This is a genomic window from Mangrovibacterium diazotrophicum, from assembly GCF_003610535.1.
Lineage (GTDB): Bacteria > Bacteroidota > Bacteroidia > Bacteroidales > Prolixibacteraceae > Mangrovibacterium > Mangrovibacterium diazotrophicum.
Genome location: NZ_RAPN01000001.1, coordinates 3,613,128 through 3,636,880 on the forward strand (window position 1 = coordinate 3,613,128; position 23,753 = coordinate 3,636,880).

Genomic DNA, 23,753 nt, shown 5'->3' on the forward strand with positions numbered 1-23,753 from the left:
TGTTACTTTCCAATTGCTTTGTCGTAGTTAATTTTTGCCGTGAATAGTTGCATGGCAGAGTTTACCCAGTTCGACTGGGCTGTAATGAATTGGGCTTCGGTTACGGCCAGGTCAGAGCTGGTAGTGATCCCGTTGTTGTATTTGATCTGCGACTTGTCGAAGATCCGTTTTGCCAGCTCTTTGTTGTCCGCTGTGTTGTTGAACTGGTCAACAGCGCTCTCCAGGTCGGCAATTGCGGTTAGATAGTCTTTCTGCAGTGTTTGAGCTGCCAATCGTTGATCATTCTCCGATTTCTCCAGTTCAATTCGTGCTTGTTTTACTTTTGCCGCTTTATTGCCTGCAGAAAAAATAGGAACAGAAAGGTTTAAACCCCACATGGAAGACGGGTACCAGGCGACGTTGCTTTTAAACAGGTTCCAGCTGTTCCCGTAGGATGTTTTGTTCCAACTGTAAAAGGCGCTCAGTCTTGGCAGATAAGCAGACTGCTCCAGTTTCAGTAATTTGATTTGACTCAGTCGTTGCGAATCTACAATCCGGTAGTCGATGTGTGTGGTTAGGTCGAAAACAGTGGTGTCTTCTTCTTCCAGCAATAGCGGGCTAATGAAATCAGTCAGGTTGTCGCTTAAAGCGATGGGGGTTGTAACATCGACGCCCATGGTGTATTTCAGAACCATTTCGGCCACCCGGATTTCCCGTTCCGCTTTGATGATTGCATTTTCCGAGTTCTGAACGATCAACTTGAGTTGGTCGAGATCCTGTTCTTCTACGAATCCGTTTTCGTACAATGCTTTGGTGTCGGTAAATTGCTTTTCGTTGTTTAACAGGTTTTCCTGCAAAACCTGAAGATTTTCGCGTGCGATCAAAGCGCCGTAGTAGGCTTGCTCAACCGCATGCCGAATTTCAATTTCGCTCTTTTCTTTGGCTTGATCAGAAAGTTGCAGGTACAACTTTGCAGAACTCACCCCAACGATGTACGAACCATCGAACAAGAGTTGGTCTACAGTGAAGCCGAAGTCGGAATTGAATTTCTGGCCGAAAGTTACTTCGAAATACTCGCCCGGGTTTCCACCGACAAATTCGGCAGGGATCAACGAAACCGGTAGGTTCAGATAGTTCGTGTAGCTTGCTGAACCGGATACCTGCGGCAGACCGGTAGCAATGGTTTCCCACACCTTTTTACGGGCTGCATCCACGTCGAGCGAGCTGTTGCGGATGACGTACGAGTTTTGCATGGCATAATCCTTAGCCTCGGGCAGCGAAAACCGCAGGGTATCCTGCGCTGAAGCGCTTCCCACGGTAATGAGCATGAACAAAATCAGGATTGTTTGTCGTACTCTAGTTTTCATTTTGAACATTGTTTAATTGTTGTTTGTAGTATTCAATCCCTTTCGGGGTGCAAATGGCATGTAGATGGTAATCAATTGTTTTGTCGAATAATTCGAGACTCATCGCTTCCTTTTCGTCGAACAAACCGTTGTCGGGGTTTAAAATGAATAAACTTCTACCAACTGTCATTTTTGCGATAAAATCCTGATCTAGCTCCGCCCGGAACAGTCCTTCCTTTTTCCCTTTTTCCAGTAGTAAGCACTCGTTGTTGTAGACGGTAACACGTTTGAAGTTCTTGAGCTTCTCATAAATTCGGGGATAAGTGCGTCGCAAATCGTAATCAATGTTGCTTTGCAAAAGGCTCAGGATCTGGATCACTTTGTCGCGGATTTTAATGATTTGATCGATGGCGTTTAAATCGTCGCCTTCTTCCAGTCGAAAGTGGTCGCTACAAAGAAAATACTTGTTAGTCAGTTGATCGACTAGGTCTTCCTTGTCTTTGAAAAAATTGTAAATGGTCTTTTTCGAAATGCTAGCTTGTCCCGCGATCTCATCCAAAGTAACGCTCTTGATTCCGTGTTTGAAAAAGAGTTCCGCTGCCTTTTCGATGATGTAGGTTTTCTTATCGTCGTTCATAGAGTGCAAAGCTATAGGAAAAATACCAATTGGAAACTATGGACACGTTAATAGTTTCCGTAGTTTTTGTGAAATTAATGTTTCGAAAAAAAAATCACGTGCAAAAGTAAGCCTACCAGGCGTGCTGATCGGATAGCGAATCGGTTAGTGACGAAATAAGTCGAGGAAAGGCGAAAAAGGCAGGATTAGCTATTTTATTTGCCGCAAATTGAGGGAAGTAAAAATTCAGCGATCTTCAGGTCAAAAGGACGGGTAATCTTAATGTTCTCGGGGTTTCCTTCTACGAGCTTGATGGTTTCGCCCATGGATTCGCAAACAGAAGCATCGTCCGTAAACAGTGGGGATTCTTCTTGCTTGAATGCCTTTTTGATCAGGTCCAGTTTGAAAGTTTGAGGTGTTTGAACCAACCTGAAACGGCTTCGGTCGGTGTGCTTGCTTGCTTCCGGTGTCAGTTCTCGCAAACTTTCTACGACTGGCATCACCGGAAGCGCGTTACCTTTTGCAAGGGTTGTTTCTTCACAGTTCGCAATTGTTTGTTGCGAAACCAAAGGTCTAACGCCGTCGTGGATAAAAACAATTCCGTTTTCGGGTAGCGTGTCGAGGCCATTTTTGACCGATTGGAAACGAGTGTTTCCACCAGCCACCAGTTGATGAGTAAGTTGAAAGTTGTTTTCCCGGCAAAGTTTCTCCCAAACGGCAAACTGGTTGGAGGGAAGCACCAGGACAAGCTGCATGCTCGAATCGTAGTTGTAGAATTGTTCCAGCGTGTGCATCAGAATTGGCTTTCCACACACCGGAATAAATTGTTTGGGGATTTCGGCACCCATTCGGGTTCCGCTTCCGCCGGCTACGATTAATGCAAACTTTTCCATCGATTTAAATGTTGCATGCAAAAATAGCAATACATTTAGATTTCACTTTACAATTGCTGATTCAAAATCAATACAGACAAAGCCATGCAAACACTCCTTCAATTTTTGAACGAACTCAAAGAGAATAACAACAAAGAATGGTTCAATGAAAACCGGAAAGCTTATGATGCGAGTAAAGAGCAGATGTTGTTTTTTACCGAGATCATGATTCAGGAACTGCGAAAGATGGATTCTGAAATTCCTGCCTTGAGCGCGAAGGACTGCCTTTTCCGTATTTTTCGCGATGTACGTTTCTCGAATGACAAAAGCCCGTACAAAACCAACATGGGTAGTTTCATTGCTCCCGGAGGACGAAAAAGCGACCTAGCCGGTTATTATGTGCACTTTGAGCCAGGAGCTTCGTTTATCGGAGGCGGGGTTTGGTGTCCGGCAGCCGATGTTTTAAGAGCGATTCGCATGGAGATTTATGAGCATCCCGATGGTTTCAAGGAAGTGCTGTATGACGGTGACTTTAAAGAATACTTCACAGAGATCATGGGTGAAAAATTGAAGACTGCACCAAAAGGCTTCGATAAGGAATTTGAAGATATCGATTTGCTGCGCTACAAATCGTACGCTTTTGGTTATTCACTCACCGATGAGCAGGTTTTGTCGGCTGATTTGGTCGAGCTCGCCGTATCTGTTTTCCGACAACTGAGCCACATGAACCGTTTTCTGAATGATGCCATCGAAAAACGGCGGTAAAAGTGTCGAATTAACAATAATATTTTGGTCGTTCATGGTGTAAATCGTACAGAAAGTTGTACGAAAAGCATTCGTTCATGATATAATAGTGTGAAAAGGGTTACAAAATCCGGGAACCACGTATTAATAGATAGATTAGTTTCTTCCCAATCAACCCATTTTCATAGAAAAAGCCGGCGAATTTACTTCCCGGCTTTTTTTCTTTTATCGTGATTGGTCTTGATTATTTCAGATTTCCTGTCTTGATCAGCCACTCGGCAATTTGAACGGCATTCAGTGCAGCACCCTTTTTAATTTGGTCGCCAACACACCAAAAAGTCAACCCTTTTGGATTCGTGATGTCTTTGCGCAAACGACCAACATATACATCATCTTTACCAGCCACAAACAAAGGCATTGGGTATTCTTTGTTTTGCGGTTTGTCGATAACGGTCAAGCCTTCAAATTTTTCGAATGCATCGCGTACTTGCTCAACGCTCAACGCTTCTTCCGTTTCCAGCCAAATAGCTTCAGAGTGTGAACGGGCAACCGGAACACGCACACAAGTGGCGCTTACTTCAGCATCGGTGTGCATAATCTTTTTGGTTTCCCAGTTCATCTTCATTTCCTCTTTAGTATAGTCGTTATCCAGGAAAACGTCGATGTGAGGAATGATATTCATTGCCAACTGGTAAGCAAATTTGTCAACTTTCGGTTCTTCACCTGTTGCAATCTGACGGGTTTGTTCTTCCAGTTCGGCAATACCTTGCGCACCTGCACCACTTGCAGCCTGGTATGTAGCAACCTGCACTTTGGTAATTTTCGACAAATCGTTGATTGGTTTCAACGCAACAACCATTTGAATTGTCGAGCAGTTTGGGTTGGCAATAATGTTGCGTGGGCGCACCAAAGCATCTTCCGGGTTTACTTCAGGAACAACCAATGGAACGTCGTCGTCATAACGGAAAGCGCTGGAGTTGTCGATCATGACTGCTCCGTATTTGGTAATCGTTGACGCAAAGTCTTTCGAGATTGAAGCTCCGGCAGAGGTCAATGCAATATCAATATCTTTGAAATCGTCGTTGTGCTTCAATTCCTTGACAGTTAGTTTCTTGCCTTTAAATTCGTATTCTGTTCCGGCACTTCTGGCCGATCCAAATAAAACTAACTCATCGAGCGGGAAATTCCGTTCAGCCAGTACGTTCAAAAACTCCTGTCCAACCGCTCCACTTGCACCAACAATTGCAACTTTCATAGTTTGGAAAATTTTGTTAATTTAAATCGTTAAAAATCAGTTTCTACTGTAGAAACTTAGAGCGCCCAAAATTAGTTGTTTACTTTTAATTTTTAACCCAATGAAAGCGAAATCTTGGTATTTTCTTTTGCTGGGAATCATCTTGTTTACAATTGATACTTACGGAAGGCCAATTTGGTTTGAAAATTTTGAAATCGCAGAGAAAGGATATTGGGGAGACGATGATGGTTTGACGATTCATGCTGACTTATCCGGAATTACAAAATGGTTCCTCAATGTGGACAATTGCAGCTTCACAGCTTCCAACGATTATGTGAAAACAGTTTCGACTTCCGGTGGCCGGTTCGAAGCACTAGACTGCGATGGCGAGGCAGTCTGGACTTCCGAGTGGATCCGGATTTCTGGTGAAAGCAGTGTGAGCTGCAAATTGACGACCCGGGAAACCGGCAGTGGAAAGACTGAAACCAGTAAATACATTCATGTTTTTTATCGCCTGGACGACGGGCCCGAACAACTTTTCGAAATCAATGGAATCAGTGCCGGAAATTGGGGCGAGGCCGTGGTGGAGCAAACCGGTTTGCAGGGAGACTCGCTGCAAATCGTGATTCGCTTGAACACAAGTTATGCTTCCGATAAAATAATAGTCGACGATATTTTGGTCGAGTCGCAGGAACCGCCGCTTTTACCCGAGAATTTGGCAGCTGCAGGAGATTTGTTGATCAATGAAATTCTGTTTAATCCTTACCCTGATTGTGATGATTTTGTGGAGGTGGTGAATGTTTCGAATAAGGAGCTGCGTACCGATCACCTGTTTATCGCCTCACGAGATAGCGATGGAAACTTGAAACAAGTTAATTCGTTTTCGGCTTTTGCGGATTATTTGGCACCTGGTGCCTATTTATTGCTGTGCGAAAAACCGGACAGCCTGCCTTTTATTTACCCGCAAAACTGTGCAGAGAATTTTATGTCGAGTGAACTGCCATCGATGCCGAATGATGGTGGGGTAGTCGCGCTGGTGGATGACTCGCTGAATGTGATTGACGAGTTAATCTACGATGCAAAAATGCATCATCCTTCGATTGCCGATGAAGAAGGGATTTCGTTGGAACGGAGGTCTGTTAAGTTGCCAACGAGTGAATGGGAGAATTGGACATCCGCTGCGTCGGTTGTGGGTTTCGCGACGCCCGGCTGCCCGAATTCGATGCTCGAGCTCGATTTTCAGACAAACTCGGTGACCTTTGAGCCCGATGTTATTTCGCCGAATAATGATGGCTATAACGATTTCACGAATCTTCATTTCGAACTGTCAGAGCCGGAATGGTTGCTGAATGTGCTGATTTTTGATGTATCAGGACGATTGATCGATCAACCGCAAAAAAATGTAACAATCGGGCAAACTGCCGATCTAAATTGGCAAGGACAACGATCGGATGGCGAGCTGTTGGCTGCCGGGATTTACGTTTTCTATATCGAATTGACCAATTTGAGGGGAGAGCGCAAAGTATTCCGGAAAAGCTGCACGATCGTAAACAAGATTATGTAATTTAGACGGTCACTACCAAAAAACAACCATGAAACAACACCTTTTTTCTTTTTCGCTGAAAGAGATCACCCGTTCACCCTCTTTCGGACGAAGCATTGCGACTACGGTCATGCTCGTTTTTCTGGCGCTATACTTTACTGCGGTTTTCTTGGCTTTTGGACTTTTGATTATTCCGAGAGCGTTGACTGAGAAATTCCCTGGTCAGGAACTAACCAGCATGCTGAACAGTTATCTGTTAATCTATTTTGCGATCGATTTAGTGATGCGACAACTATTACAAAGTTTGCCCACCATCAGCTTCAAACCGTTTATTATTTTGAATATTAAACGGCGGCGAATTGCCACCTATTTGCTCAACCGGTCGGTTTTGCATTTTTTCAATCTCCTGCCTTTTTTCATGATCATCCCACTGTTCTTTCGTCTCGTGGTGCCTGATCATGCTGGAGCCGGAGCGGTTTACTGGTTAATTGCCATTGTGCTATTAATCATGACCAACCATTTCCTCACGACATACTTGAAATGGTGGATCAACGAGAGCAGTTACGGGTTTTATGTGTTTGCTGCGGTTTTCGTGGCGCTTTATGCTGCAAATTATTTCGGCTTGGTGGATTTGACCGGTGCATTTGGACGATTGCTGGACACGACGATTCAACAGCCTTTGATTCTGCTTGGATTGGCGATTCCTCCCGTTCTGTTTTATTGGCTCAATCTGCGTTACCTGATGTCAAATTTGTACCTGAACCTGGTTGAGAAGAAGCAAAAGGACTCAACGGTGCGAGACTTCAGTTGGATGAGTGAACTGGGTGAGTATGGCAAATTCATTTCCTTGAACGTTCGGATGATTTGGCGAAATAAGCGTCCCCGAACCCAGTTTGTGATGACTCTGCTATTTCTGCTCTACGGATTTCTGATTTATAAAGATGTTGACAAAGGAATACCTGAAGGAATCTTGATTTTAGGAGGGTTGATCATGACCGGTATGTTTTCAATCTCCATCGGTCAGTTTTTCCCAGCTTGGCACAGTCGCTACTACGCGATGCTGATGACCCAGAATTTCAAAATGAAGCAGTTCCTTCAAGCCTTTTATTACATGAACCTGATTGTGTCGTTCATCTATTTCCTGGTCACTTTGCTGTACGGATTTATGGATATTCGGATCGTTTATTTCAATACCGCCCTGTTTTTCTACCACATTGGTGTGAATCTGAACCTGATCTTGCTGTTCGGTTCTTTTAGTAAAAAGGCGGTCGATCTGGGAGGTTCGGCGATGTTCAATTACCAGGGAATGGGGGCCACGCAATGGCTGATCGCATTCCCGCTGCTCATCGGGCCGATCCTGTTTTTCTACCTGTTTAAATGGGCAACAAATTCCAACCCGGCATTGATTATTTTGGGTCTCCTGGGAGTTGTTGGGATTCTGCTTCAGCCTCACTTATTTAATTATTTCGAAAAGTCATACAACAAACAAAAACATCGCCTCATCCGCGATTATAAAAACTCCTGATCATGATTGAAATTGTAAACCTCATAAAAGCCTATCAAAAAGAAATCGTTCTGAATATTGAGGAACTGAAGATTGAAAAAGGCCAGCTTTTCGGCTTGGTTGGAAACAATGGTGCCGGTAAAACAACCTTGTTTAACCTGGTGCTAGACCTGATTGTGCCGTCAAAAGGGCAGGTAATCAGCCAGGGAATTGTCGTTCAGAAATCGGATGACTGGAAAGCATTTACCGGTGCGTTTATCGACGAGAGCTTTACCATTGGATACCTGACACCCGATGAATATTTCACTTTTGTGGGTGAGCTTCGAGAAATGAATCAATCGGACCGGGAGATTTATTTGAAAGAGTTTGACGAATTTTTCAATGGTGAGATTCGTGGAAAGAAAAAGTTTATCCGCGACTTGTCGAAAGGGAATCAGAAGAAAGTTGGCATTGCAGCCGCGATGATGGGAAAACCGGAAGTAGTTGTTTTGGACGAGCCTTTTGCCAACCTCGATCCTAGTTCTCAGTACAAACTGCGTACACTCATTAAAAAGCAGGCGGCGGAACAGGGTACAACTTTCCTGATCTCGGGGCACACCCTCGACAACATCACCGAAGTTTGCAGCCGGATTGTCATCCTTGAAAAAGGAAAAATAGTGAAGGATGTACCAAAAACGGAAACAACGCTAAAGGAATTGGAAGCCTTCTTTGCCGGTGTGTTGGAACCCGAAAGCTTCACCATAGATTAAACATACTATTTTTTTCAGGTAGAGCTGCTTGCTTGGACTCCGTTTTACGGCTGGTAGTCCATGCGTGCAGCTTTACTTATTTTTAGCACCAGGATGATGCTGTTGAATAACAGCGTCATTAACATACTTCTTGTTAAGTAATTCGGAAACAGCGCGCCAAATGTTTGCGTATAACCATATGTAAATCCCTCCGAAGCGCATGAACTGTGTTCATAGTTTCCGCAACGGAAACGTTACTCCGTCGTTCAACTGTTCTGCATTGGAACCTCCTTTGAACAAATACTGATTCATTTTTTATGTTTTACGATAAAAACCAAAAGTCATGGAAGTCAAAAAGTATCCACGTGTCGATTTGGATCGCTATCACAACTTTTTTGTTGAGATTGGACTTGTTTTGGCTTTGGGAATTTGCTTCATAGCATTTGAATGGAAAACTCCTGTAAAGGAAGTTGAGACTTTAGGTGGTGTAAGCGTACAGGAAATAGAGACAGAGATAATTCCCATAACCAGACAAGAACAGGTTCGGCCTCCGGAACCCCCGCCACCACCCAAGGTTGTTGAGGTTCTGAACATTGTCGCCAACGATGTTGAGGTTGAGAATGAACTTGAAATTGAAAGTACCGAGGCCGATGAGGCAACGGTTATTGAAGTTACTCCGATAGCGACAACAATGGCGCACGAAGTAGAAAAGGAAGAAAAGGAAGATCCGATTTTCTACATTGTCGAGGAAATGCCCCAGTTTCCGGGTGGTGACATCGCGTTACGCAAATTTATTGCCGATGCCATTAAGTACCCGGTGATTGCTCAGGAAAATGGGGTGCAAGGAAAAGTGTACGTAAATTTTGTGGTCGGAAAAGATGGGAAGGTCACGGATGCCAGGGTTATTCGGAGTGTTGACCCATCGCTGGATAAGGAAGCTTTGCGGGTAGTCAACAGTCTTCCGCGCTGGAAACCGGGTTTGCAAAGGGGTGAGCCGGTTCGGGTGTCATTCAGTGTGCCGATTAGTTTTGTGTTACAATAATAGTGGAAATGGGTTGATTAATGAAGGCTGTCCGTCGGACAGCCTTTGTTATTTCTTAAGTTTTGCGTTTGAACAAGCGGATGGGAACCGTTTTTAGGCGTTCGACCTATCTTTGTAGCCATGAAAACTACAAGCAGTATTGTTGCACGTTCGCTCGTGTTGCGCAGTGGCATGACCACCATTCTAAACGACATTTCATTTACATTGAATCCGGGGGAATCGATGGCGATCACCGGCAGTTCGGGGAGTGGGAAAACCTCCCTGGGGCGATTGTTGGCCGGGCAGATTTTGCCAAGTTCGGGGGAGTTGAAGATTGAAGGAGAGATCAGTCGCGTGATGGTGGATCAGCAGGATCATTTCCTGTCACTTTCGGGGCAACGCAGTACCTACTACGGGCAGCGTTACGAGAATCAGGGCATGGAAAACAGTCCATCTATTCAGACTTATCTGGAGAAAGTGGCCGCGAAAGCCGAAGTTGCTGATGCGCCTGCGGTAATCGACGAAGTGATGGAAACGATGCATATCGATCATTTAAAAGATCGGAAGCTGCTTCAGCTGAGCAATGGCGAACGTAAGCGAACGCAATTGGCGGCGGCACTGCTTCAGAAACCAGATCTGATGGTGCTCGATCAGCCTTTTGTTGGCCTGGATGTGGATTCGCGGGCGAAGCTGACTGCCTTGATTCAAAAACAGATGCAAACGGGTATCTCATTCGCTTTGATTTGTTCGCCGAAGATGATCCCGGAAGGGGTGTCCCAGGTTATTGAATTGCATGAAGGACGCCAGCTGCAATGTTGTACGCCTGGTGAGTTCCAGTCGAAGATTGCACCGTCGGCTAGCGTTAATGAGCCGATTGCTCCTGAATTGTTTAAAGGTTTGGTGAAGCACAACGAGCAGTTTGAGCAGGTTGTTGGCATGAAAAAGGTGCAGGTAACCATTGGAGGAAAACAGATTTTAAAAGATATTGACTGGCAGGTGAAACCCGGCGAGCAGTGGGCTTTGCTGGGACACAACGGCGCAGGAAAGTCAACTTTATTGAGCCTGGTAACGGCTGACAACCCGCAAGGCTATGTGAACGACCTGGTGTTGTTTGATCGCAAGCGCGGCTCGGGTGAAAGTATTTGGGACATTAAAAACCGGATTGGATTTGTGTCGCCGGAGTTGCACCAGTACTTCCTGCGTGGCGAAGGGATTTTCAATACCATTCCCGGTTTGCAGTCGAAGTCGCACGGGCATTACGATGCGTTGAGTTGCATGGATGTGATTGTCTCCGGCTTTAAAAACGAGATTGGTTTTGCCAGTCAGCCAACCGATCTGGAACGGGATTTGGCTGAGCGCTGGTTCCCGGTTTTGGGCCTGTCGCATTTGCAGGATCGCTTGTTTGTTCAGGCGTCGTTGGGCGAACAGCGGGCATTGCTGTTGGCTCGCGCGTTGGTAAAATCGCCTTCACTTTTAATACTGGATGAGCCTTGCCAGGGGTTGGACGAGGTGCAGACCAGTCGTTTTGTGAATTTGCTGGAGCAGGTGTGTCAACATTTGAATACAACGATGGTTTATGTGACGCACCACCGCAACGAAATTCCGACTTGTGTGTCGAAACTGCTGGAGCTTGAAGGTGGTCAGGTGAAGTTAAACGGTACATTTAACTGATTAAATTCAGCTTTCGCGGTCGTGCAGAAGCGACAAAATCGGTTATTTTTGTTCAAAACATTTCAATCTGATCCAATGAATAACAACTTCTTTGTAAAATCACATGGTCTGGGTAACGACTACATTGTGATGGACAGCCACAAGACGGATTTCGAATTTTCGGTAAAAAACATTCAACTCATTTGCGATGTCCACTACGGAATTGGCTCCGACGGCATCCTGGTGCTGGTTGATTCAACAAAAGCCGATTTCGGTTTGCGCATTCTGAATCCCGATGGATCGGAAGCTGAAAAGAGCGGTAACGGTTTACGTATTTTTGCCAAATTTCTGTTCGACTACGGCTATACGACAAATACGTCATTCTCGATTGATACCCTCGGAGGAGTTGTTCGGGCGGAAGTGATTCAGCAGGAAAAAGGAAAAGCCCGCATGATTAAAGTTGACATGGGCGCCGCCATTTTCGAGGCTGGGAAGGTTCCGGTTAAAAGTGAGCAGGCGGAATGTCTGGATGAATTGCTGGAACTGGACGGAACAAGTTACAGGATCAACTGTGTTTCGGTGGGCAATCCGCACTGTGTTGTTATCAAGGACGAGTTAGAGGTGGACGAGATCATGAAATACGGAACGCAGATTGAAAATCATACGAAGTTTCCGAACCGCATCAACGTACAGTTTGCCAAAGTGATTTCGCCTGATTTGGTCGAAATCCTGATTTGGGAACGTGGTGCTGGCTGGACCCTGGCTTCGGGCAGTTCGTCGAGTGCCGTTGCCGCTGTTATGGTGAAGAAAGGACTGACGAACCGCAAGCTGACGATGAAAATGCCGGGAGGTGAGCTGAAGCTGGAGATCGACGAAGACTGGCAAATTCACATGACCGGTGAAGTGCGCGAGATCGCATCAGGCGTTTTGAGCGCAGAGCTGCTAGACGAGCTAATTGGATAGAACAGAATAAGTACTATTATAGCAGTGAGGGTTTCGCTTTAAGTGGAGCCCTCACTATTTTTATCAGATTTGTTTGAAAGATTCAGGCAAGGGTTGAACAAAAATGCTAAATATTTGTCAATTCAAGCGGTAAAACAAACAAGCTGTATTTGATTCAAAACGATACGACCAATTTATGGTTATCTTTGTCACTCCAAAGTGAGAGAAAAGTCAGAAACGATGGAATTAGTAGAAGCATTTAACAAACAGAAAAAGAATATGATCGGTAAAAAATTACCCTTTACAAAAGAACAAATAGAGAAAGTAATTGAGACGCATCCGACGCCTTTTCACATTTACGATGAGAAAGCGATGATGGAATACGCGCGTTACTTCAACGAATCGTTTTCATGGAACGAGGGCTTCAAAGAGTACTACGCGATTAAAGCTGCTCCGAACCCGTATTTGATGAAGTTACTCCGGAAAGAGAGTTTCGGGATTGACTGTAGCTCGATGGCCGAGTTGATTTTGGCTGAGCGTTTGGGAATGCGTGGCGAGGAAATCATGTTCACTTCGAACGATACGCCTGCTTACGAGTACCAAAAAGCGATGGAGTTGGGTGCGATCATCAACCTCGACGATATTAAGCACATTGATTATCTGGAAAAACATGCCGGAATTCCGGAGCTGGTTTGCTTCCGTTACAATCCGGGTGCCTTGAAAGAAGGAAACATCATTATTGGTAATCCTGAAGATTCAAAATACGGTTTCACCCGCGAACAACTGTTCGAAGGTTACAAACGTTTGGCGGCGAAAGGTGTAAAACGTTTCGGTATTCACACTATGGTGGCATCAAACGAGTTGGATGCACATTACTTTGTTGAAACTGCTGACATTATTTTCGATACCATTGTTGACCTGTCGAAAGAACTGGGAATCCGTTTCGAGTTTGCCAACCTGGGTGGTGGTATCGGTATTCCTTATAAAAACGAACACAAGCCGGTTGACCTGAAAATTGTGAGCGAGGGCATTAAAGAACGCTACGAAAAATACATTGTGGCAAATGGTCTTGATCCGTTGAAGATCTTCTTTGAATCGGGCCGCGCCATTACCGGTCCTTACGGATACCTGGTTTCAGAAGTGCTGCACATTAAAGAAACTTACAAGAAATACGCCGGGTTGGACAGCTGTATGGCTAACCTCATGCGTCCAGCATTGTACGGTGCTTATCATCACATTACTGTTTTGGGTAAGGAGAAAAGTGCGTGCAACACCATTTATGATGTAACCGGTTCGTTGTGCGAAAACAACGATAAGTTTGCGATCAACCGTCTGTTGCCTGAAGTAGAACCGGGCGACCTGGTTGTGATTCACGATACCGGTGCTCACGGTCACTCCATGGGATTCAACTACAACGGTAAGTTACGTTCGGCCGAATTGCTGCTTCGCGAAAATGGCGAGGTGGTTCAAATTCGTCGTGCAGAGACCTTGGAAGACTACTTCGCAACGCTTGATTTCGAAGGCGTCAAAGATTTTGAATAGATCTTGAGATTAAAATAGACAGCCGGGATACGAAAGTTTCCCGGTTTTTTATTGCCATTTGTTCTGTAATTAAAGCCTTTTCGTACATTTGAAACCATGACGATGCCGCTAAAAATTGGTTTTGATGCGAAGCGCGCCTTCCTGAATTCGACTGGTCTTGGAAGCTACAGCCGAAATACGATCGACGCATTAAATACCTCTTTCCCCGAAAATGCCTACTACCTTTATAGTCCGTCGGTAAATCCGCTTATTTATTCGCCTCAAAAGCCCTTGGTAACTGTTGCTCCAAGCGGGCAATGGTGGAAAAGTGTGAAGCCGGTTTGGCGAACTTACAAGGTGACGGAACTGGCACAAAAAGTTGGGTTGGACGTTTTTCACGGTCTGAGCCAGGAGTTGCCGGTTGGTTTGGGAAAAGCAGGAATTCGGTCGGTGGTTACCTTTCACGATCTGATTATGATGCGCTATCCGCGGTTTTACAGGGCTGCCGATCGTCGGATTTATTACCGGAAATACAAATATGCACTGAAGGTGGCCGACCGGATTATCGCCATAAGCGAGCAAACCAAGAGCGACTTAATTCATTATATGAATGTGGACGAGAGCCGGATTGACATGCTCTACCAGTGTATCAACCCGCTGTATTTTGCGAAAAGTGCGGAGGAAGACATTGAATTAACTCGGCTGAAGTACCGGCTTCCGCATCAATTTATATTGGTGCCGGGAACGATTGAAAAGCGGAAAAATCAGGAGCAGGTGCTTCGTGCTATCGTTGAGGGCGGAATTGATTTCCCGATTGTCGTGGTTGGGGCGCAGACGGCTTACTTTAAAACATTGAAACCGCTCATCCGACACTTGGAAGGGCGAATTCTATTTTTAACACAGGTGATGAATGATGAGTTGAGCCACATCTACCAAATGGCGTATTTGACTATTTTTGCGTCGTTGTTTGAAGGCTTTGGATTGCCGGTTGCCGAAGCACAGGCGTGCGGGTGCCCGGTGCTGACTTCAAATGTGAGTTCGATGCCGGAAGCGGGCGGTGACGCTGCTTTGTATGCCGATCCGGAGAAGGCGGAAGAGATTGCGAACGGTATTTGGCTTTTGCTGTCGGATACGGCGTTGCGGGACGAAAAAGTACAACTCGGTTACCAAAATGCGGAACGGTTCAGGCCCGAGCAATATGCCCGTGGGTTAATGGAAATATATCAAAAACGATAACATGCAAGATGATGTTAAAAAAGCACTGGAAGTGCTTCAAAGCGGGGGAGTAATTCTTTATCCTACCGATACAATTTGGGGAATTGGCTGCGACGCGACCAATGAAGCTGCGGTGAAGCGTGTTTACGAAATAAAAAAACGTGCCGACTCGAAAAGTATGTTGGTGCTGATGGAGAACGTGAACCTGCTGGAACGCTACATGCAGGAAGTACCCGAGATTGCCTACGATTTGATTGAGGTGACGGATAAACCGATGACAATTATTTACCCGGGTGCCAAAAATTTGGCGGCGAATTTGCTGGCTGAAGATGGCTCGGTGGGTATCCGAATTACCACGGAACGCTTTACGCAGCAGCTGATTCAGCGGTTCCGGAAACCGATTGTCTCAACATCGGCCAATATCAGTGGGGAACCCTCTCCGGCTTTTTTCGGCGAGGTGAGCGAAGAAGTGAAAAATGCGGTGGATTACGTTGTGAGCTACCGTCAGGATGATCTGAATCCGGCAAAACCGTCCAGTATTATCAAACTGGGAGTTGGTGGCGAGATCAAAATTATTCGCGAATAAAAACAAAAAAAGCTATTCAAAGAGCCAGACACTCTTTGAATAGCTTTCCTTTTTTAACAGGGCCGCTTCTTACAGCTCCTTAACCTGTCCCGATCCGCCGATCGACTGATCGATGCGCGGGTTACCGTTGTAAAAGACACTTCCCGATCCAACGATTTTTGCTACGAGGCTGTTGTTACAGTGGATGTAAGCATTTCCCGATCCCGAGATGCGAACCGTAACGTCTTCGGTCTCGAAATCTTCTCCTTTAAAACCACCCGATCCTGAAATGTTAACACTGACATCTTGCGCATCACCGTCACCATCGACCAGGATGTTGCCACTTCCGGAGATATTGGAGGTCAGGCGTTCAGTTTTTAGATCATCGAGTTTAATGCTTCCGCTCCCGCTGAGTGTCAGGCTAAGAATACGAGAATTAATTGGCCCGTCGTTAAGGATGTCACCCGATCCGGATACAGTTAACGCAGAGATATCTGGTACGGTAATGTAAATCTCAATTTTGCCGGTTTCGAAATCTTTCCAGAGCATGTTCTTCGTTTTAAAACGGATTACAAGCTCTCTGTTTTTTACTTCTGTCACCAACTCATCCAGTGTTGATGATTTGGCTACAATTTCTACCGATTGCTTATCGCCTTGAGCCAGGTAAAGTTTGGCGTCAACCCGCAGGCTGATTTCAGAAAAGGCATCCAGTTCTCTTGTTTGGTTTTCTGCTTGTACATTGCTAAGGCCAACTACCAGCAAAAGCATTGTCACCAATGTCATCACTCTTGTTTTCATGTGTCTCATAATTTATCTTGTTTTCTGATATTGTCGAACCACGTTCGTTACTGGTAAAAGACAGGAGATATTGGAAAAGGTTGCAGGGTTTGCTGCAAAATTTGTTACAAATCGAAGATTCCTTCCGGACACTGCAATTCCATTTCGCGGGCGTCTTCGTCGAAACGAGTCAGAAAATCTTCGTTAAAAGGAACCAAAATTTCCTGTTGGTTGTAAGTCACGGTTAAAATGAGGTTGCCGGCGTAGTCGTCGACTTGTGTGATGGGGCCAATTTTCCCTTTTTCGGTATCAAAAAGCGTGTAGCCAACCAGCATGTGCAGCGAAAGTTCTTCCGATTCGTTAATCCAATCATCTTCTAAAATATAAACCGAACTGCCGCAGATTTTACGGGCCTGTTCCTCATCGTCGATCCAGTCGAAATGAACAAGCGCCGTTTCCGACGAACGGAAGCGCAGGCCTTCTTCCTGCATGAAAAAGGGAACCAGCAAACCATCGATCTCGAGGAAAAGCATGGGCATCTCGTCGAGACTGGCTTCGTACTCCGGTTCAAACTGAAGCACTACTTCTCCTTTAATACCGTGAGGTTTCTGCAGGTAGCCAATTTTCAGGCATTTCGCTTTGGGTATTGTTTCCATGTTAGCAAAAATAGAAAATCTGAAAGATTATTTAGTCGATTTCCGTGATCAGGTGTACAGGAAGCGTTTGATATTGCGCTTTGGTGTCTTCTCGAATTCGGTTTCAACCAATTCAATCTTCGAAATCTGGCTGTATTTCGCGAGTTCTCTGTTCACTTTCACCCGGTATTCTTCCATCACGTGCGACACATATTCCGGGGTATTGTGGTTATGCACCTGAAGGCTGTCGTAGTCGGGATAAACCAGTGCGACTAATTTGCCCTCGCGGTCGACAACAACACACTCGAGAATGAAGTGCTGGCTGCTGAGTTTGGCCTCAATCTCCTCGGGGTAGATGTTTTGCCCCGACGGGCCAAGCAGCATGTTCTTGCTCCGGCCGCGGATGTAGATGAAATTGTTCGCATCAGTAATTCCTAAATCACCGGTTCGCAACCAGCCATCGTCGTCAATCGATTGAGCTGTCGCTTCCGGGTTTTTATAATAGCCCGCCATCACGTTGGGGCCTTTCACCATAATCTCGCCCACTTCGAGATACGGATCGGCCGAATCGATTTTCAGCTGCATGCGATCAACCAAAGCACCGGCTGAGTAAGGCTGTGTTTTGTTCCATGCCTGGTACGAAATCAGCGGACCGCACTCGGTCATGCCGTAACCAATGGTGAACGGGAATTTTATCTTGCGGAAGAAATCTTCGACTTCGCGGTTGAGGGCAGCGCCACCAATCACGATTTCGTAGAATCGGCCACCGAAAGTTTCAACCAACTTTTGTCGAACCTTTTTATACAGGAGGTTTCTGATCCCCGGAACCTTTAGCAGGAAGCTTGTCAGCGGCTTTTCAAGTGCCGGCTGTATTTGTTTGTTGTAAATCTTTTCGATCACCAATGGCACCGAAAGAATCAGGTGCGGCTGTATTTCCTTGAAGGCTTTCACGATGACCTGCGGTGTCGGCGCTTTCGTCAGGAAGGTGATGTGGCAGCCCAGGGTTGCCGGGAACAAAAACTCGAACAGCAAACCAAATACATGCGCCATTGGCAAAAACGAGACAATTTTCTCGCCTTGCTTCAGTGGCATGTGCTCGCGGGCAAAACGGATGTTCGACATCAGGCTTCGGGCCGGCAAAAGCACACCTTTGGTAAAGCCGGAAGTTCCTGAAGTGTAAGAAATAACACAGGTGTCCTCGTCTTCCAGCTCGGCAGGCATTATATTCTTCAAATTGAAAGCCGCCCGATTGTAGTCGGGTTGGCGCCAGAAGTTCAGAATTTCTGCCGACTTGGCCCATACCGGATCCATGCGTTGAAGGCTCAAAACCGCTTCCAGTTGAGGCATCTCATTCAGGTCGAGCTTTTCGAGCAGCTGGTCGCCTGCAAACAGGATCATCGACTCGCTGTGGCCTACAATGTGGTGAACATCTGCTGGATTGAAGTCGGGCAAAATCGGCACGGCCACTGCTCCATAGCTGATCGTCGCCAGGAAGGTAATCCCCCAGTGCGATGAGTTGCGACCCAGCAGAGCGACCTTGTCTCCTTTGGCGAGCCCACACTTTTCAAAGAACCCGTGAATCTGGTAGATCAGCTTTGCAGCGTCTTCGTAGGTATAGTTTATTCCTTCGTAGTCTGAAAATAGCAGCAAATCCTTGTTCTGCTGAAACGATTGCCTGTAGTAAGCGATTAATCCCTTTTCATTCATAATATCGTCCTCTTCGAGCATTGTCCGATTTCTTTCGACAACCGGCAAATGTAAGATTTTCTTTTAGTTATGCCAATCATGCTGCCGGTCGTTGTGCTCCCGACTCTAAAACAATCAATGGCGAGAAGAGTTGACAAATATCAAGCCACATTCTTTGGCTGAACTTTTTGATTTTGTATGTAATTGTTTTGTAACAAAAGCATCGAAAATTATTCAATTTCTTCTCATTTGTCTTTTTGAAACTAATTTTAATCTGCTTAACTTACTTCTTTCTTTGCGGTAAGCCTCTGGCTAGCAGGATTCAAAATCTTGCTTTGCGATTTATTCTTACACTTTTTTATATTTTTGCCGCTTAACATCACTTTAATCAACAATTGAAAATTACTATGAAAAAACTTTTATTCATCCTGTTTGCTGTCGCGTTCTCGGGAGCTGTTATGGCTCAAAACATCCAGCTTCATTATGACTTTGGAAAAGAACGGAAATTAGTGACAACTACTGTTGAGATGTTTCGTCCTGACAAGTACGGTTCTACTTTCTTCTTTATTGATATGGACTATGGCAGTGACGAGCGGAATGTAGATAACGGTATTTCTTTAGCTTATTGGGAAATTGCCCGTGCATTTAAATGGAAAGAAACGCAAACGATTATGCCACGCGTGGAATACAACGGTGGAACAATGAAATTGTATATTCCGAATGTATTGGATGCATTCGTTCCTATCGAAAACTGCTGGTTAGCGGGTGTTGAACACACTTGGGCATCGAGTGACTTTTCTAAAATTTTGACGCTGCAAGGTAACTACAAGTACATTAAAGACAAGGAAGATGCATCTTTCCAGTTAACAGCAGTGTGGACGATTAAAATGCTGGAAGGTAAATTAGTATTCGATGGTTTTGCGGATTTCTGGAAAGAAGGCATGGATTGGGGAACTAGTACAACTGATTTCCGTTTCCTGACTGAGCCGCAAATCTGGTATAACTTCTGCCCGAACTTTGCTGCCGGTTCTGAGATTGAGATCAGCAGTAACTTTGCTGAAGATGGTTGGCAGGTGAACCCAACTTTGGCTGTGAAATACACGTTCTAAACCTAAAATTCCGAAACAATGCTGGATAAATATTTTAGTATAACCGAGCGTGGCTCGTCCATCAAAAAAGAAATTATTGGTGGTGCCACAACTTTCCTGACCATGGCTTACATCATTTTTGTAAACCCGAACATTTTGGGTGATGCAGGAATGGATAAAAGCGCGCTGATTACCGTTACTATTTTGGCTTCAGTTATTGGTACAATTCTGGCGGGTGTTTGGGCTCGCGTGCCTTATGCTATGGCACCGGGTATGGGCTTGAACGCTTTCTTTACTTATACGCTCGTTTTGGGTGCCGGAGTTCCCTGGCAAACTGCCCTTGGGGTCGTGTTCATCTCGGGTGTCGTGTTCCTTTTGCTGACCGTTACAAAGGTTCGTACCAAGATTATCCATACCATTCCGCTGTCGTTGCGTTTGGCAACCGGCGCCGGTATTGGTCTTTTCATTGCTTTCATCGGTTTTAAAAGCATGGGTTTGGTTGTTGCTAATCCGGCGACTTTTGTTGGATTGGGAAAATTCACCCCAACTTTGCTGATTGGTATTGCCGGGTTGGTGATTACTGCTGTTTTGGAAGTGAAAAAAGTACGCGGTGGAATTTTCTACGGTATTATCATTACGACGATAATCGCATTGATTGCCGGTCAGGTTACTCCGCCGGATAGTCTTATTTCGATGCCACCGTCAATTAGTCCGCTGGTTCTGCAGCTCGATGTTTTGTCGGCTTTGAAATTTAGCTTGATTGGTGCGATCTTCTCGTTCATGTTCGTTGACTTGTTTGACTCGGTAGGTACCATTGTGGCTTGTTCGTATGAAGCGGGTTTTGTGGATAAAGACGGCAAAGTAGAACACGTTGACCGTATTCTGGAGGCTGATGCTGTGGCAACTGTTGCCGGTGCTCTGTTGGGAACCAGTACAACAACTACTTACATCGAGTCTGCTTCGGGAATTGCGAATGGTGCTAAAACCGGTTTTGCATCGGTAGTAACAGCGGGTTTGTTTTTACTGGCGCTGTTGTTTGCTCCGATTATCGGTATTGTTCCTGCTTATGCAACAGCTCCCGCTTTGATCATTGTTGGGGTGTACATGTTCAAAAATATCAAGCAGATTAACTTTACTGATTTCTCGGATTCAATCCCGGCATTCCTGACAATCATCCTGATGCCGCTGACCTACAGTATTTCAACTGGTTTGTCGTTCGGATTCATTTCGTTCATCCTGTTGAAATCAGTTGCAGGTAAGTTCGAAGAGATCTCTTGGCTGATGTGGATCATTGGTGCACTTTCTGTGGTCAACCTTTGGTTGGGCGTTTAATTTGAAAGTAAGAGAATCAAAACATACAGGAAGGAGCTTCATCAACGGAGCTCCTTTTTTTATAACATAAAATGAAAATACAACCGGGCATTTTTCGAATTGAAAAATTTGTATTTTTGCCCGCACACGGGTTGTTAGCTCAGTTGGTTTAGAGCATTACCTTGACAGGGTAGGGGTCACTGGTTCGAATCCAGTACAACCCACTTAGTTACGACGTTTCAACAAGGAATGAGTAACAAAATAGTAACACAAGTCAACGCTTAGGCTATATGTTTGTACGAACATCTGCTAATGGATGGTGAATTTGTTTAACTACATTGCGTGAAAGACATCGAGCTTGATTACTTCTAACCGAAATCTACATTTTCAATGCAGCAATAAATGAAAGCTATCGAGAATGATTATCGTGGGTTCTACAAGATTGCTCTTGATCTCGTTTACTTTGTTCCATTTTCTCTATTATCTGAGCAACGTATTTCTGGTATGGAGTCTGTTTTACTCCGTTTATTATATCATCAGCTTCACTTGTTGCACGGGGCAGTACGTAAGGCATTAGCTTAATGATGAAGTCTGCTTTTTCCTTTGGTTCCAGTTTTATCAACAATTCAGGTAGGGTTTCAATCTCGTCAGTAATCGCCTGATGTATCATTTCCTTTAAACTACCAGTTAGCTTATTTGGCGTCCCTTTTGTTCTTCCTCCTGTTTTAATCCCTTTCGCCATAATCTATTTTGGTCTACTTTAGATAAAGATAATAGAAATTCCATTGATTGATGGTTAGCGTATAAAAAATATCAGCTGATGGACAGTGTGTAGAACGAAATGGATTCCACCTCCCAGTTATTTGTCTAGAATGTGAAATATGAAATGAGTTTGTTCCAAAATAGAACTGGTTTTGACTTAGTACATGATTTGCTGCTCCGTTCTCGCGATTGCTTTCTACGACGTGCTTTTATTTGTCTTTTTGACCATTTTTCGGCCCAAATAACCTTGTTATTTTTAATCCAGTAGTGTGATTGGCATTCAAAACTCCAGTTTCCTATCGAAGGGTATAGAGATATTTGTTCTCCGTTGTAGGTTAATTCCCAATCAGATGGAGATAACGGTGTTACTACTTCATTTCCACAGCCGCACATACATTTGTGAACGGCAGTGTTGTAGTAAGTTGTAATGTAAACGATTCCTGAGTCTAAGGAATCAGGAATCGTTTTTACGAATTTAAACGTCACATTTTTCTTCATTATTTAAAAAGGAATTGTTGATAGAGTAGACAGAGTGAAACTCTTGTTCTAGATCTTGGTAGAATCCGGATAGCTTTTTCCATTTTAAGACTGCCTGAGCGGCATTTAGCATGTTTAGTTCAGCTATTTGGATATTTGTAACATAGTCGTTTTCTGTTTCAACACCACTTGGCAAATACTTATCCAAATGATCATTCTTTTGATGATTCGCCGACGTAACTCTTACTTGTCCGATTAGAGCGTCATCTACAACATTAACACCCAGACCGACGTCAATTATTGTTATTGATTTAGTCATGCAATAATTAATCAGCGTCCTTCTTGCTCTATTATTATCAATACAAATGAATACAAAATTGAGGTTTTGAAGGTTCTCGAAGTTCTCTTCAGTAACATAGTAGTTATGAGCGAAAATTGCTTTACGCATATTTGAGTAGATGCGATAGTAGTAATCTACTTTACTGATTGAATTTTCGAGTTCCTGGATGCTCGGCGCTCCCGGTGATCTAAAGGCATTGTGGTTCAGAAATACATCTCCGTCGTAGATGTGAATCTCTTGAACTCTTGTCTTTGCTATTAAATCAAGGATATACGCCCCCGTCCCCCCCATTCCTATGATGCCGATCTTTTGATTTGAGAATTTTTGGTTGATGGAATCAATATTGGCCCTACTGGAATTGGTATCAATATAGTGGAAGACTGCTCCTTCCTCATCGTCAACGACTGGCAGATATGGTTTTTCCGTTACTGTCGCATCAATCGACTTAGCAGGAGCAGAAACAATCTCTGCGTACCTCTTTATCTTTTCATAATAGTTTGCATATCCCTCAGGGGGCTTGTTTGAAAATGAAAAGCTAGCCCTTACCGAGTTCCCCAAAAGGGTACCATTATTTGCATGCCTTATTTGTTCAATTGATGATCCATTTTTATTGCAGGGATATTCTCCACTAAACATTATTACATGTGTCTCAGGCTTTATAGTGCTTGACCCACTAATGTTCAACGTTGAAATCAAAATGCCATATTTAATCTCTCGATTTGAATTTACATATGGGATATGGTGGGCAAATAAATGCCCACCATTAATTTCAATACTGTAGCCTTCGTCTCGAAGGCGCTTCAGGTCTTTACTATGATTTATCAGTTGCTGTGACATTGAAGATCATTTTATGTTTGACATTCACAAAATCACCGGCAACCAAACTCCCTTGCGGTTTTTCATTTTGTCCGCGGGTGAAAGTCACTGTGTAAATCGTTCTATCGTTGTTCTGATAGGTTCCAAATGCAAGTGTTACCACTTGTTCGAATGTAATGGCCTTGTCGTTCCATTCTTTTTCGCGGCCATTTATAATTAAAATAGTTGCGTGCGTCATAATGATTGTATTTGACGGTTAATAATTATTTTGTGCTGAATAATCCATCCTCCCTCAACAGGATAGGTCGCGTTTACTGAGGTCAAAAAAGCACAGTGTCTATCGATTAGCTTTCGATAAACCTAACAGTCAAATACTAAGAA

At 44.5% G+C, this 23,753-nt stretch carries 23 protein-coding genes and 1 tRNA gene; 13 read left to right on the forward strand and 11 right to left on the reverse strand.

What is annotated here, in order from left to right; genetic code table 11:
* Positions 1 to 2: 2 nt before the first annotated feature.
* From BC643_RS14160 to BC643_RS14170, 3 genes are all read right to left on the reverse strand, one after another.
* A complete protein-coding gene (locus BC643_RS14160) occupies positions 3 to 1,346 on the reverse strand; it encodes a TolC family protein (RefSeq protein ID WP_170154562.1) in 1,344 nt (447 codons plus the stop codon).
* Positions 1,336 to 1,962 carry a TetR/AcrR family transcriptional regulator gene (locus BC643_RS14165; RefSeq protein ID WP_120273703.1) on the reverse strand — a complete coding sequence of 209 codons (627 nt, stop codon included), beginning with the start codon at positions 1,960 to 1,962 and terminating at the stop codon, positions 1,336 to 1,338. Before BC643_RS14165 ends, BC643_RS14160 begins: the two co-directional genes overlap by 11 nt.
* 194 nt (positions 1,963 to 2,156) lie before the next feature.
* Positions 2,157 to 2,834 carry a 2-C-methyl-D-erythritol 4-phosphate cytidylyltransferase gene (locus tag BC643_RS14170; protein WP_120273704.1) on the reverse strand — a complete coding sequence of 226 codons (678 nt, stop codon included), beginning with the start codon at positions 2,832 to 2,834 and terminating at the stop codon, positions 2,157 to 2,159.
* Between the two features lie 84 nt (positions 2,835 to 2,918).
* Here BC643_RS14170 and BC643_RS14175 point away from each other — a divergent pair, with 84 nt between their 5' ends.
* Positions 2,919 to 3,578: a DUF2461 domain-containing protein gene (locus tag BC643_RS14175; protein WP_120273705.1), complete on the forward strand. Its 660-nt coding sequence runs from the start codon at positions 2,919 to 2,921 to the stop codon at positions 3,576 to 3,578.
* Positions 3,579 to 3,801: 223 nt separating this feature from the next.
* Here the strand turns inward: BC643_RS14175 and BC643_RS14180 are convergent, their stop codons facing one another.
* A complete protein-coding gene (locus tag BC643_RS14180) occupies positions 3,802 to 4,812 on the reverse strand; it encodes an aspartate-semialdehyde dehydrogenase (RefSeq protein WP_120273706.1) in 1,011 nt (336 codons plus the stop codon).
* A gap of 100 nt (positions 4,813 to 4,912) precedes the next feature.
* Between BC643_RS14180 and BC643_RS14185 the strand changes: the two genes are divergently transcribed.
* The 9 genes from BC643_RS14185 to BC643_RS14225 all read left to right on the forward strand — a co-directional run bounded on the left by BC643_RS14185 (position 4,913) and on the right by BC643_RS14225 (position 15,501).
* Positions 4,913 to 6,355 carry a T9SS type B sorting domain-containing protein gene (locus tag BC643_RS14185; RefSeq protein WP_120273707.1) on the forward strand — a complete coding sequence of 481 codons (1,443 nt, stop codon included), beginning with the start codon at positions 4,913 to 4,915 and terminating at the stop codon, positions 6,353 to 6,355.
* Between the two features lie 28 nt (positions 6,356 to 6,383).
* Positions 6,384 to 7,859 carry a DUF5687 family protein gene (locus tag BC643_RS14190; protein ID WP_120273708.1) on the forward strand — a complete coding sequence of 492 codons (1,476 nt, stop codon included), beginning with the start codon at positions 6,384 to 6,386 and terminating at the stop codon, positions 7,857 to 7,859.
* 2 nt (positions 7,860 to 7,861) lie between these two features.
* Positions 7,862 to 8,587 carry an ABC transporter ATP-binding protein gene (locus BC643_RS14195; protein WP_120273709.1) on the forward strand — a complete coding sequence of 242 codons (726 nt, stop codon included), beginning with the start codon at positions 7,862 to 7,864 and terminating at the stop codon, positions 8,585 to 8,587.
* 322 nt (positions 8,588 to 8,909) lie between these two features.
* The gene (locus BC643_RS14200; protein WP_120273710.1) at positions 8,910 to 9,608 is read left to right on the forward strand and encodes an energy transducer TonB; all 699 of its coding nucleotides are present in this window, start codon (positions 8,910 to 8,912) and stop codon (positions 9,606 to 9,608) included.
* A 120-nt stretch (positions 9,609 to 9,728) separates the two neighbouring features.
* Positions 9,729 to 11,258 (forward strand): ATP-binding cassette domain-containing protein, encoded by a 1,530-nt coding sequence (locus tag BC643_RS14205; RefSeq protein ID WP_120273711.1) that lies wholly within the window; start codon positions 9,729 to 9,731, stop codon positions 11,256 to 11,258.
* A gap of 75 nt (positions 11,259 to 11,333) precedes the next feature.
* Positions 11,334 to 12,200 (forward strand): diaminopimelate epimerase, encoded by an 867-nt coding sequence (gene dapF, locus BC643_RS14210; protein ID WP_120273712.1) that lies wholly within the window; start codon positions 11,334 to 11,336, stop codon positions 12,198 to 12,200.
* Between the two features lie 219 nt (positions 12,201 to 12,419).
* Positions 12,420 to 13,721, forward strand: coding sequence for a diaminopimelate decarboxylase family protein (locus tag BC643_RS14215; RefSeq protein WP_211338060.1), 1,302 nt, complete (start codon positions 12,420 to 12,422; stop codon positions 13,719 to 13,721).
* Between the two features lie 102 nt (positions 13,722 to 13,823).
* Complete coding sequence (locus BC643_RS14220) at positions 13,824 to 14,936, forward strand: glycosyltransferase family 4 protein (RefSeq protein WP_170154563.1); 1,113 nt, start codon at positions 13,824 to 13,826, stop codon at positions 14,934 to 14,936.
* Between the two features lies 1 nt (position 14,937).
* The gene (locus BC643_RS14225; protein WP_120273714.1) at positions 14,938 to 15,501 is read left to right on the forward strand and encodes an L-threonylcarbamoyladenylate synthase; all 564 of its coding nucleotides are present in this window, start codon (positions 14,938 to 14,940) and stop codon (positions 15,499 to 15,501) included.
* Between the two features lie 69 nt (positions 15,502 to 15,570).
* Here the strand turns inward: BC643_RS14225 and BC643_RS14230 are convergent, their stop codons facing one another.
* The 3 genes from BC643_RS14230 to BC643_RS14240 form a co-directional block, all read right to left on the reverse strand.
* On the reverse strand, positions 15,571 to 16,278 hold the full coding sequence (locus BC643_RS14230; protein WP_170154564.1) for a head GIN domain-containing protein: 708 nt from the start codon (positions 16,276 to 16,278) through the stop codon (positions 15,571 to 15,573).
* Between the two features lie 104 nt (positions 16,279 to 16,382).
* Entirely contained in the window at positions 16,383 to 16,913 is a 531-nt protein-coding gene (gene rimM, locus BC643_RS14235) for a ribosome maturation factor RimM (protein ID WP_120273716.1), read from the reverse strand.
* Positions 16,914 to 16,961: 48 nt separating this feature from the next.
* Positions 16,962 to 18,620, reverse strand: coding sequence for an AMP-binding protein (locus BC643_RS14240; protein WP_245994977.1), 1,659 nt, complete (start codon positions 18,618 to 18,620; stop codon positions 16,962 to 16,964).
* A gap of 365 nt (positions 18,621 to 18,985) precedes the next feature.
* Between BC643_RS14240 and BC643_RS14245 the strand changes: the two genes are divergently transcribed.
* The 3 genes from BC643_RS14245 to BC643_RS14255 all read left to right on the forward strand — a co-directional run bounded on the left by BC643_RS14245 (position 18,986) and on the right by BC643_RS14255 (position 21,201).
* Positions 18,986 to 19,687 (forward strand): DUF5020 family protein, encoded by a 702-nt coding sequence (locus BC643_RS14245; protein ID WP_120273717.1) that lies wholly within the window; start codon positions 18,986 to 18,988, stop codon positions 19,685 to 19,687.
* 18 nt (positions 19,688 to 19,705) lie between these two features.
* On the forward strand, positions 19,706 to 20,998 hold the full coding sequence (locus BC643_RS14250) for an NCS2 family permease (protein ID WP_120273718.1): 1,293 nt from the start codon (positions 19,706 to 19,708) through the stop codon (positions 20,996 to 20,998).
* A gap of 128 nt (positions 20,999 to 21,126) precedes the next feature.
* A tRNA-Val gene (locus BC643_RS14255) sits at positions 21,127 to 21,201 on the forward strand.
* A gap of 185 nt (positions 21,202 to 21,386) precedes the next feature.
* Here the strand turns inward: BC643_RS14255 and BC643_RS23535 are convergent.
* The 4 genes from BC643_RS23535 to BC643_RS14275 all read right to left on the reverse strand — a co-directional run bounded on the left by BC643_RS23535 (position 21,387) and on the right by BC643_RS14275 (position 23,610).
* Complete coding sequence (locus BC643_RS23535) at positions 21,387 to 21,719, reverse strand: hypothetical protein (RefSeq protein WP_211338061.1); 333 nt, start codon at positions 21,717 to 21,719, stop codon at positions 21,387 to 21,389.
* 125 nt (positions 21,720 to 21,844) lie between these two features.
* Entirely contained in the window at positions 21,845 to 22,237 is a 393-nt protein-coding gene (locus BC643_RS23765; RefSeq protein WP_394340509.1) for a DUF6527 family protein, read from the reverse strand.
* Positions 22,215 to 23,393 (reverse strand): ThiF family adenylyltransferase, encoded by a 1,179-nt coding sequence (locus BC643_RS14270; protein ID WP_120273719.1) that lies wholly within the window; start codon positions 23,391 to 23,393, stop codon positions 22,215 to 22,217. The genes BC643_RS23765 and BC643_RS14270 overlap by 23 nt, the downstream gene beginning before the upstream one ends.
* Entirely contained in the window at positions 23,368 to 23,610 is a 243-nt protein-coding gene (locus tag BC643_RS14275) for a multiubiquitin domain-containing protein (RefSeq protein ID WP_120273720.1), read from the reverse strand. Before BC643_RS14275 ends, BC643_RS14270 begins: the two co-directional genes overlap by 26 nt.
* Positions 23,611 to 23,753: the final 143 nt, after the last annotated feature.

Bases quoted from the DNA above. Each gene is read 5' to 3' on its own strand.
- BC643_RS14160 (WP_170154562.1), bottom strand. From the start codon at position 1,346: ATGAAAACTAGAGTACGACAAACAATCCTGATTTTGTTCATGCTCATT.
- BC643_RS14165 (WP_120273703.1), bottom strand. From the start codon at position 1,962: ATGAACGACGATAAGAAAACCTACATCATCGAAAAGGCAGCGGAACTC.
- BC643_RS14170 (WP_120273704.1), bottom strand. From the start codon at position 2,834: ATGGAAAAGTTTGCATTAATCGTAGCCGGCGGAAGCGGAACCCGAATG.
- BC643_RS14175 (WP_120273705.1), top strand. From the start codon at position 2,919: ATGCAAACACTCCTTCAATTTTTGAACGAACTCAAAGAGAATAACAAC.
- BC643_RS14180 (WP_120273706.1), bottom strand. From the start codon at position 4,812: ATGAAAGTTGCAATTGTTGGTGCAAGTGGAGCGGTTGGACAGGAGTTT.
- BC643_RS14185 (WP_120273707.1), top strand. From the start codon at position 4,913: ATGAAAGCGAAATCTTGGTATTTTCTTTTGCTGGGAATCATCTTGTTT.
- BC643_RS14190 (WP_120273708.1), top strand. From the start codon at position 6,384: ATGAAACAACACCTTTTTTCTTTTTCGCTGAAAGAGATCACCCGTTCA.
- BC643_RS14195 (WP_120273709.1), top strand. From the start codon at position 7,862: ATGATTGAAATTGTAAACCTCATAAAAGCCTATCAAAAAGAAATCGTT.
- BC643_RS14200 (WP_120273710.1), top strand. From the start codon at position 8,910: ATGGAAGTCAAAAAGTATCCACGTGTCGATTTGGATCGCTATCACAAC.
- BC643_RS14205 (WP_120273711.1), top strand. From the start codon at position 9,729: ATGAAAACTACAAGCAGTATTGTTGCACGTTCGCTCGTGTTGCGCAGT.
- dapF (WP_120273712.1), top strand. From the start codon at position 11,334: ATGAATAACAACTTCTTTGTAAAATCACATGGTCTGGGTAACGACTAC.
- BC643_RS14215 (WP_211338060.1), top strand. From the start codon at position 12,420: ATGGAATTAGTAGAAGCATTTAACAAACAGAAAAAGAATATGATCGGT.
- BC643_RS14220 (WP_170154563.1), top strand. From the start codon at position 13,824: ATGCCGCTAAAAATTGGTTTTGATGCGAAGCGCGCCTTCCTGAATTCG.
- BC643_RS14225 (WP_120273714.1), top strand. From the start codon at position 14,938: ATGCAAGATGATGTTAAAAAAGCACTGGAAGTGCTTCAAAGCGGGGGA.
- BC643_RS14230 (WP_170154564.1), bottom strand. From the start codon at position 16,278: ATGAAAACAAGAGTGATGACATTGGTGACAATGCTTTTGCTGGTAGTT.
- rimM (WP_120273716.1), bottom strand. From the start codon at position 16,913: ATGGAAACAATACCCAAAGCGAAATGCCTGAAAATTGGCTACCTGCAG.
- BC643_RS14240 (WP_245994977.1), bottom strand. From the start codon at position 18,620: ATGCTCGAAGAGGACGATATTATGAATGAAAAGGGATTAATCGCTTAC.
- BC643_RS14245 (WP_120273717.1), top strand. From the start codon at position 18,986: ATGAAAAAACTTTTATTCATCCTGTTTGCTGTCGCGTTCTCGGGAGCT.
- BC643_RS14250 (WP_120273718.1), top strand. From the start codon at position 19,706: ATGCTGGATAAATATTTTAGTATAACCGAGCGTGGCTCGTCCATCAAA.
- BC643_RS23535 (WP_211338061.1), bottom strand. From the start codon at position 21,719: ATGGCGAAAGGGATTAAAACAGGAGGAAGAACAAAAGGGACGCCAAAT.
- BC643_RS23765 (WP_394340509.1), bottom strand. From the start codon at position 22,237: ATGAAGAAAAATGTGACGTTTAAATTCGTAAAAACGATTCCTGATTCC.
- BC643_RS14270 (WP_120273719.1), bottom strand. From the start codon at position 23,393: ATGTCACAGCAACTGATAAATCATAGTAAAGACCTGAAGCGCCTTCGA.
- BC643_RS14275 (WP_120273720.1), bottom strand. From the start codon at position 23,610: ATGACGCACGCAACTATTTTAATTATAAATGGCCGCGAAAAAGAATGG.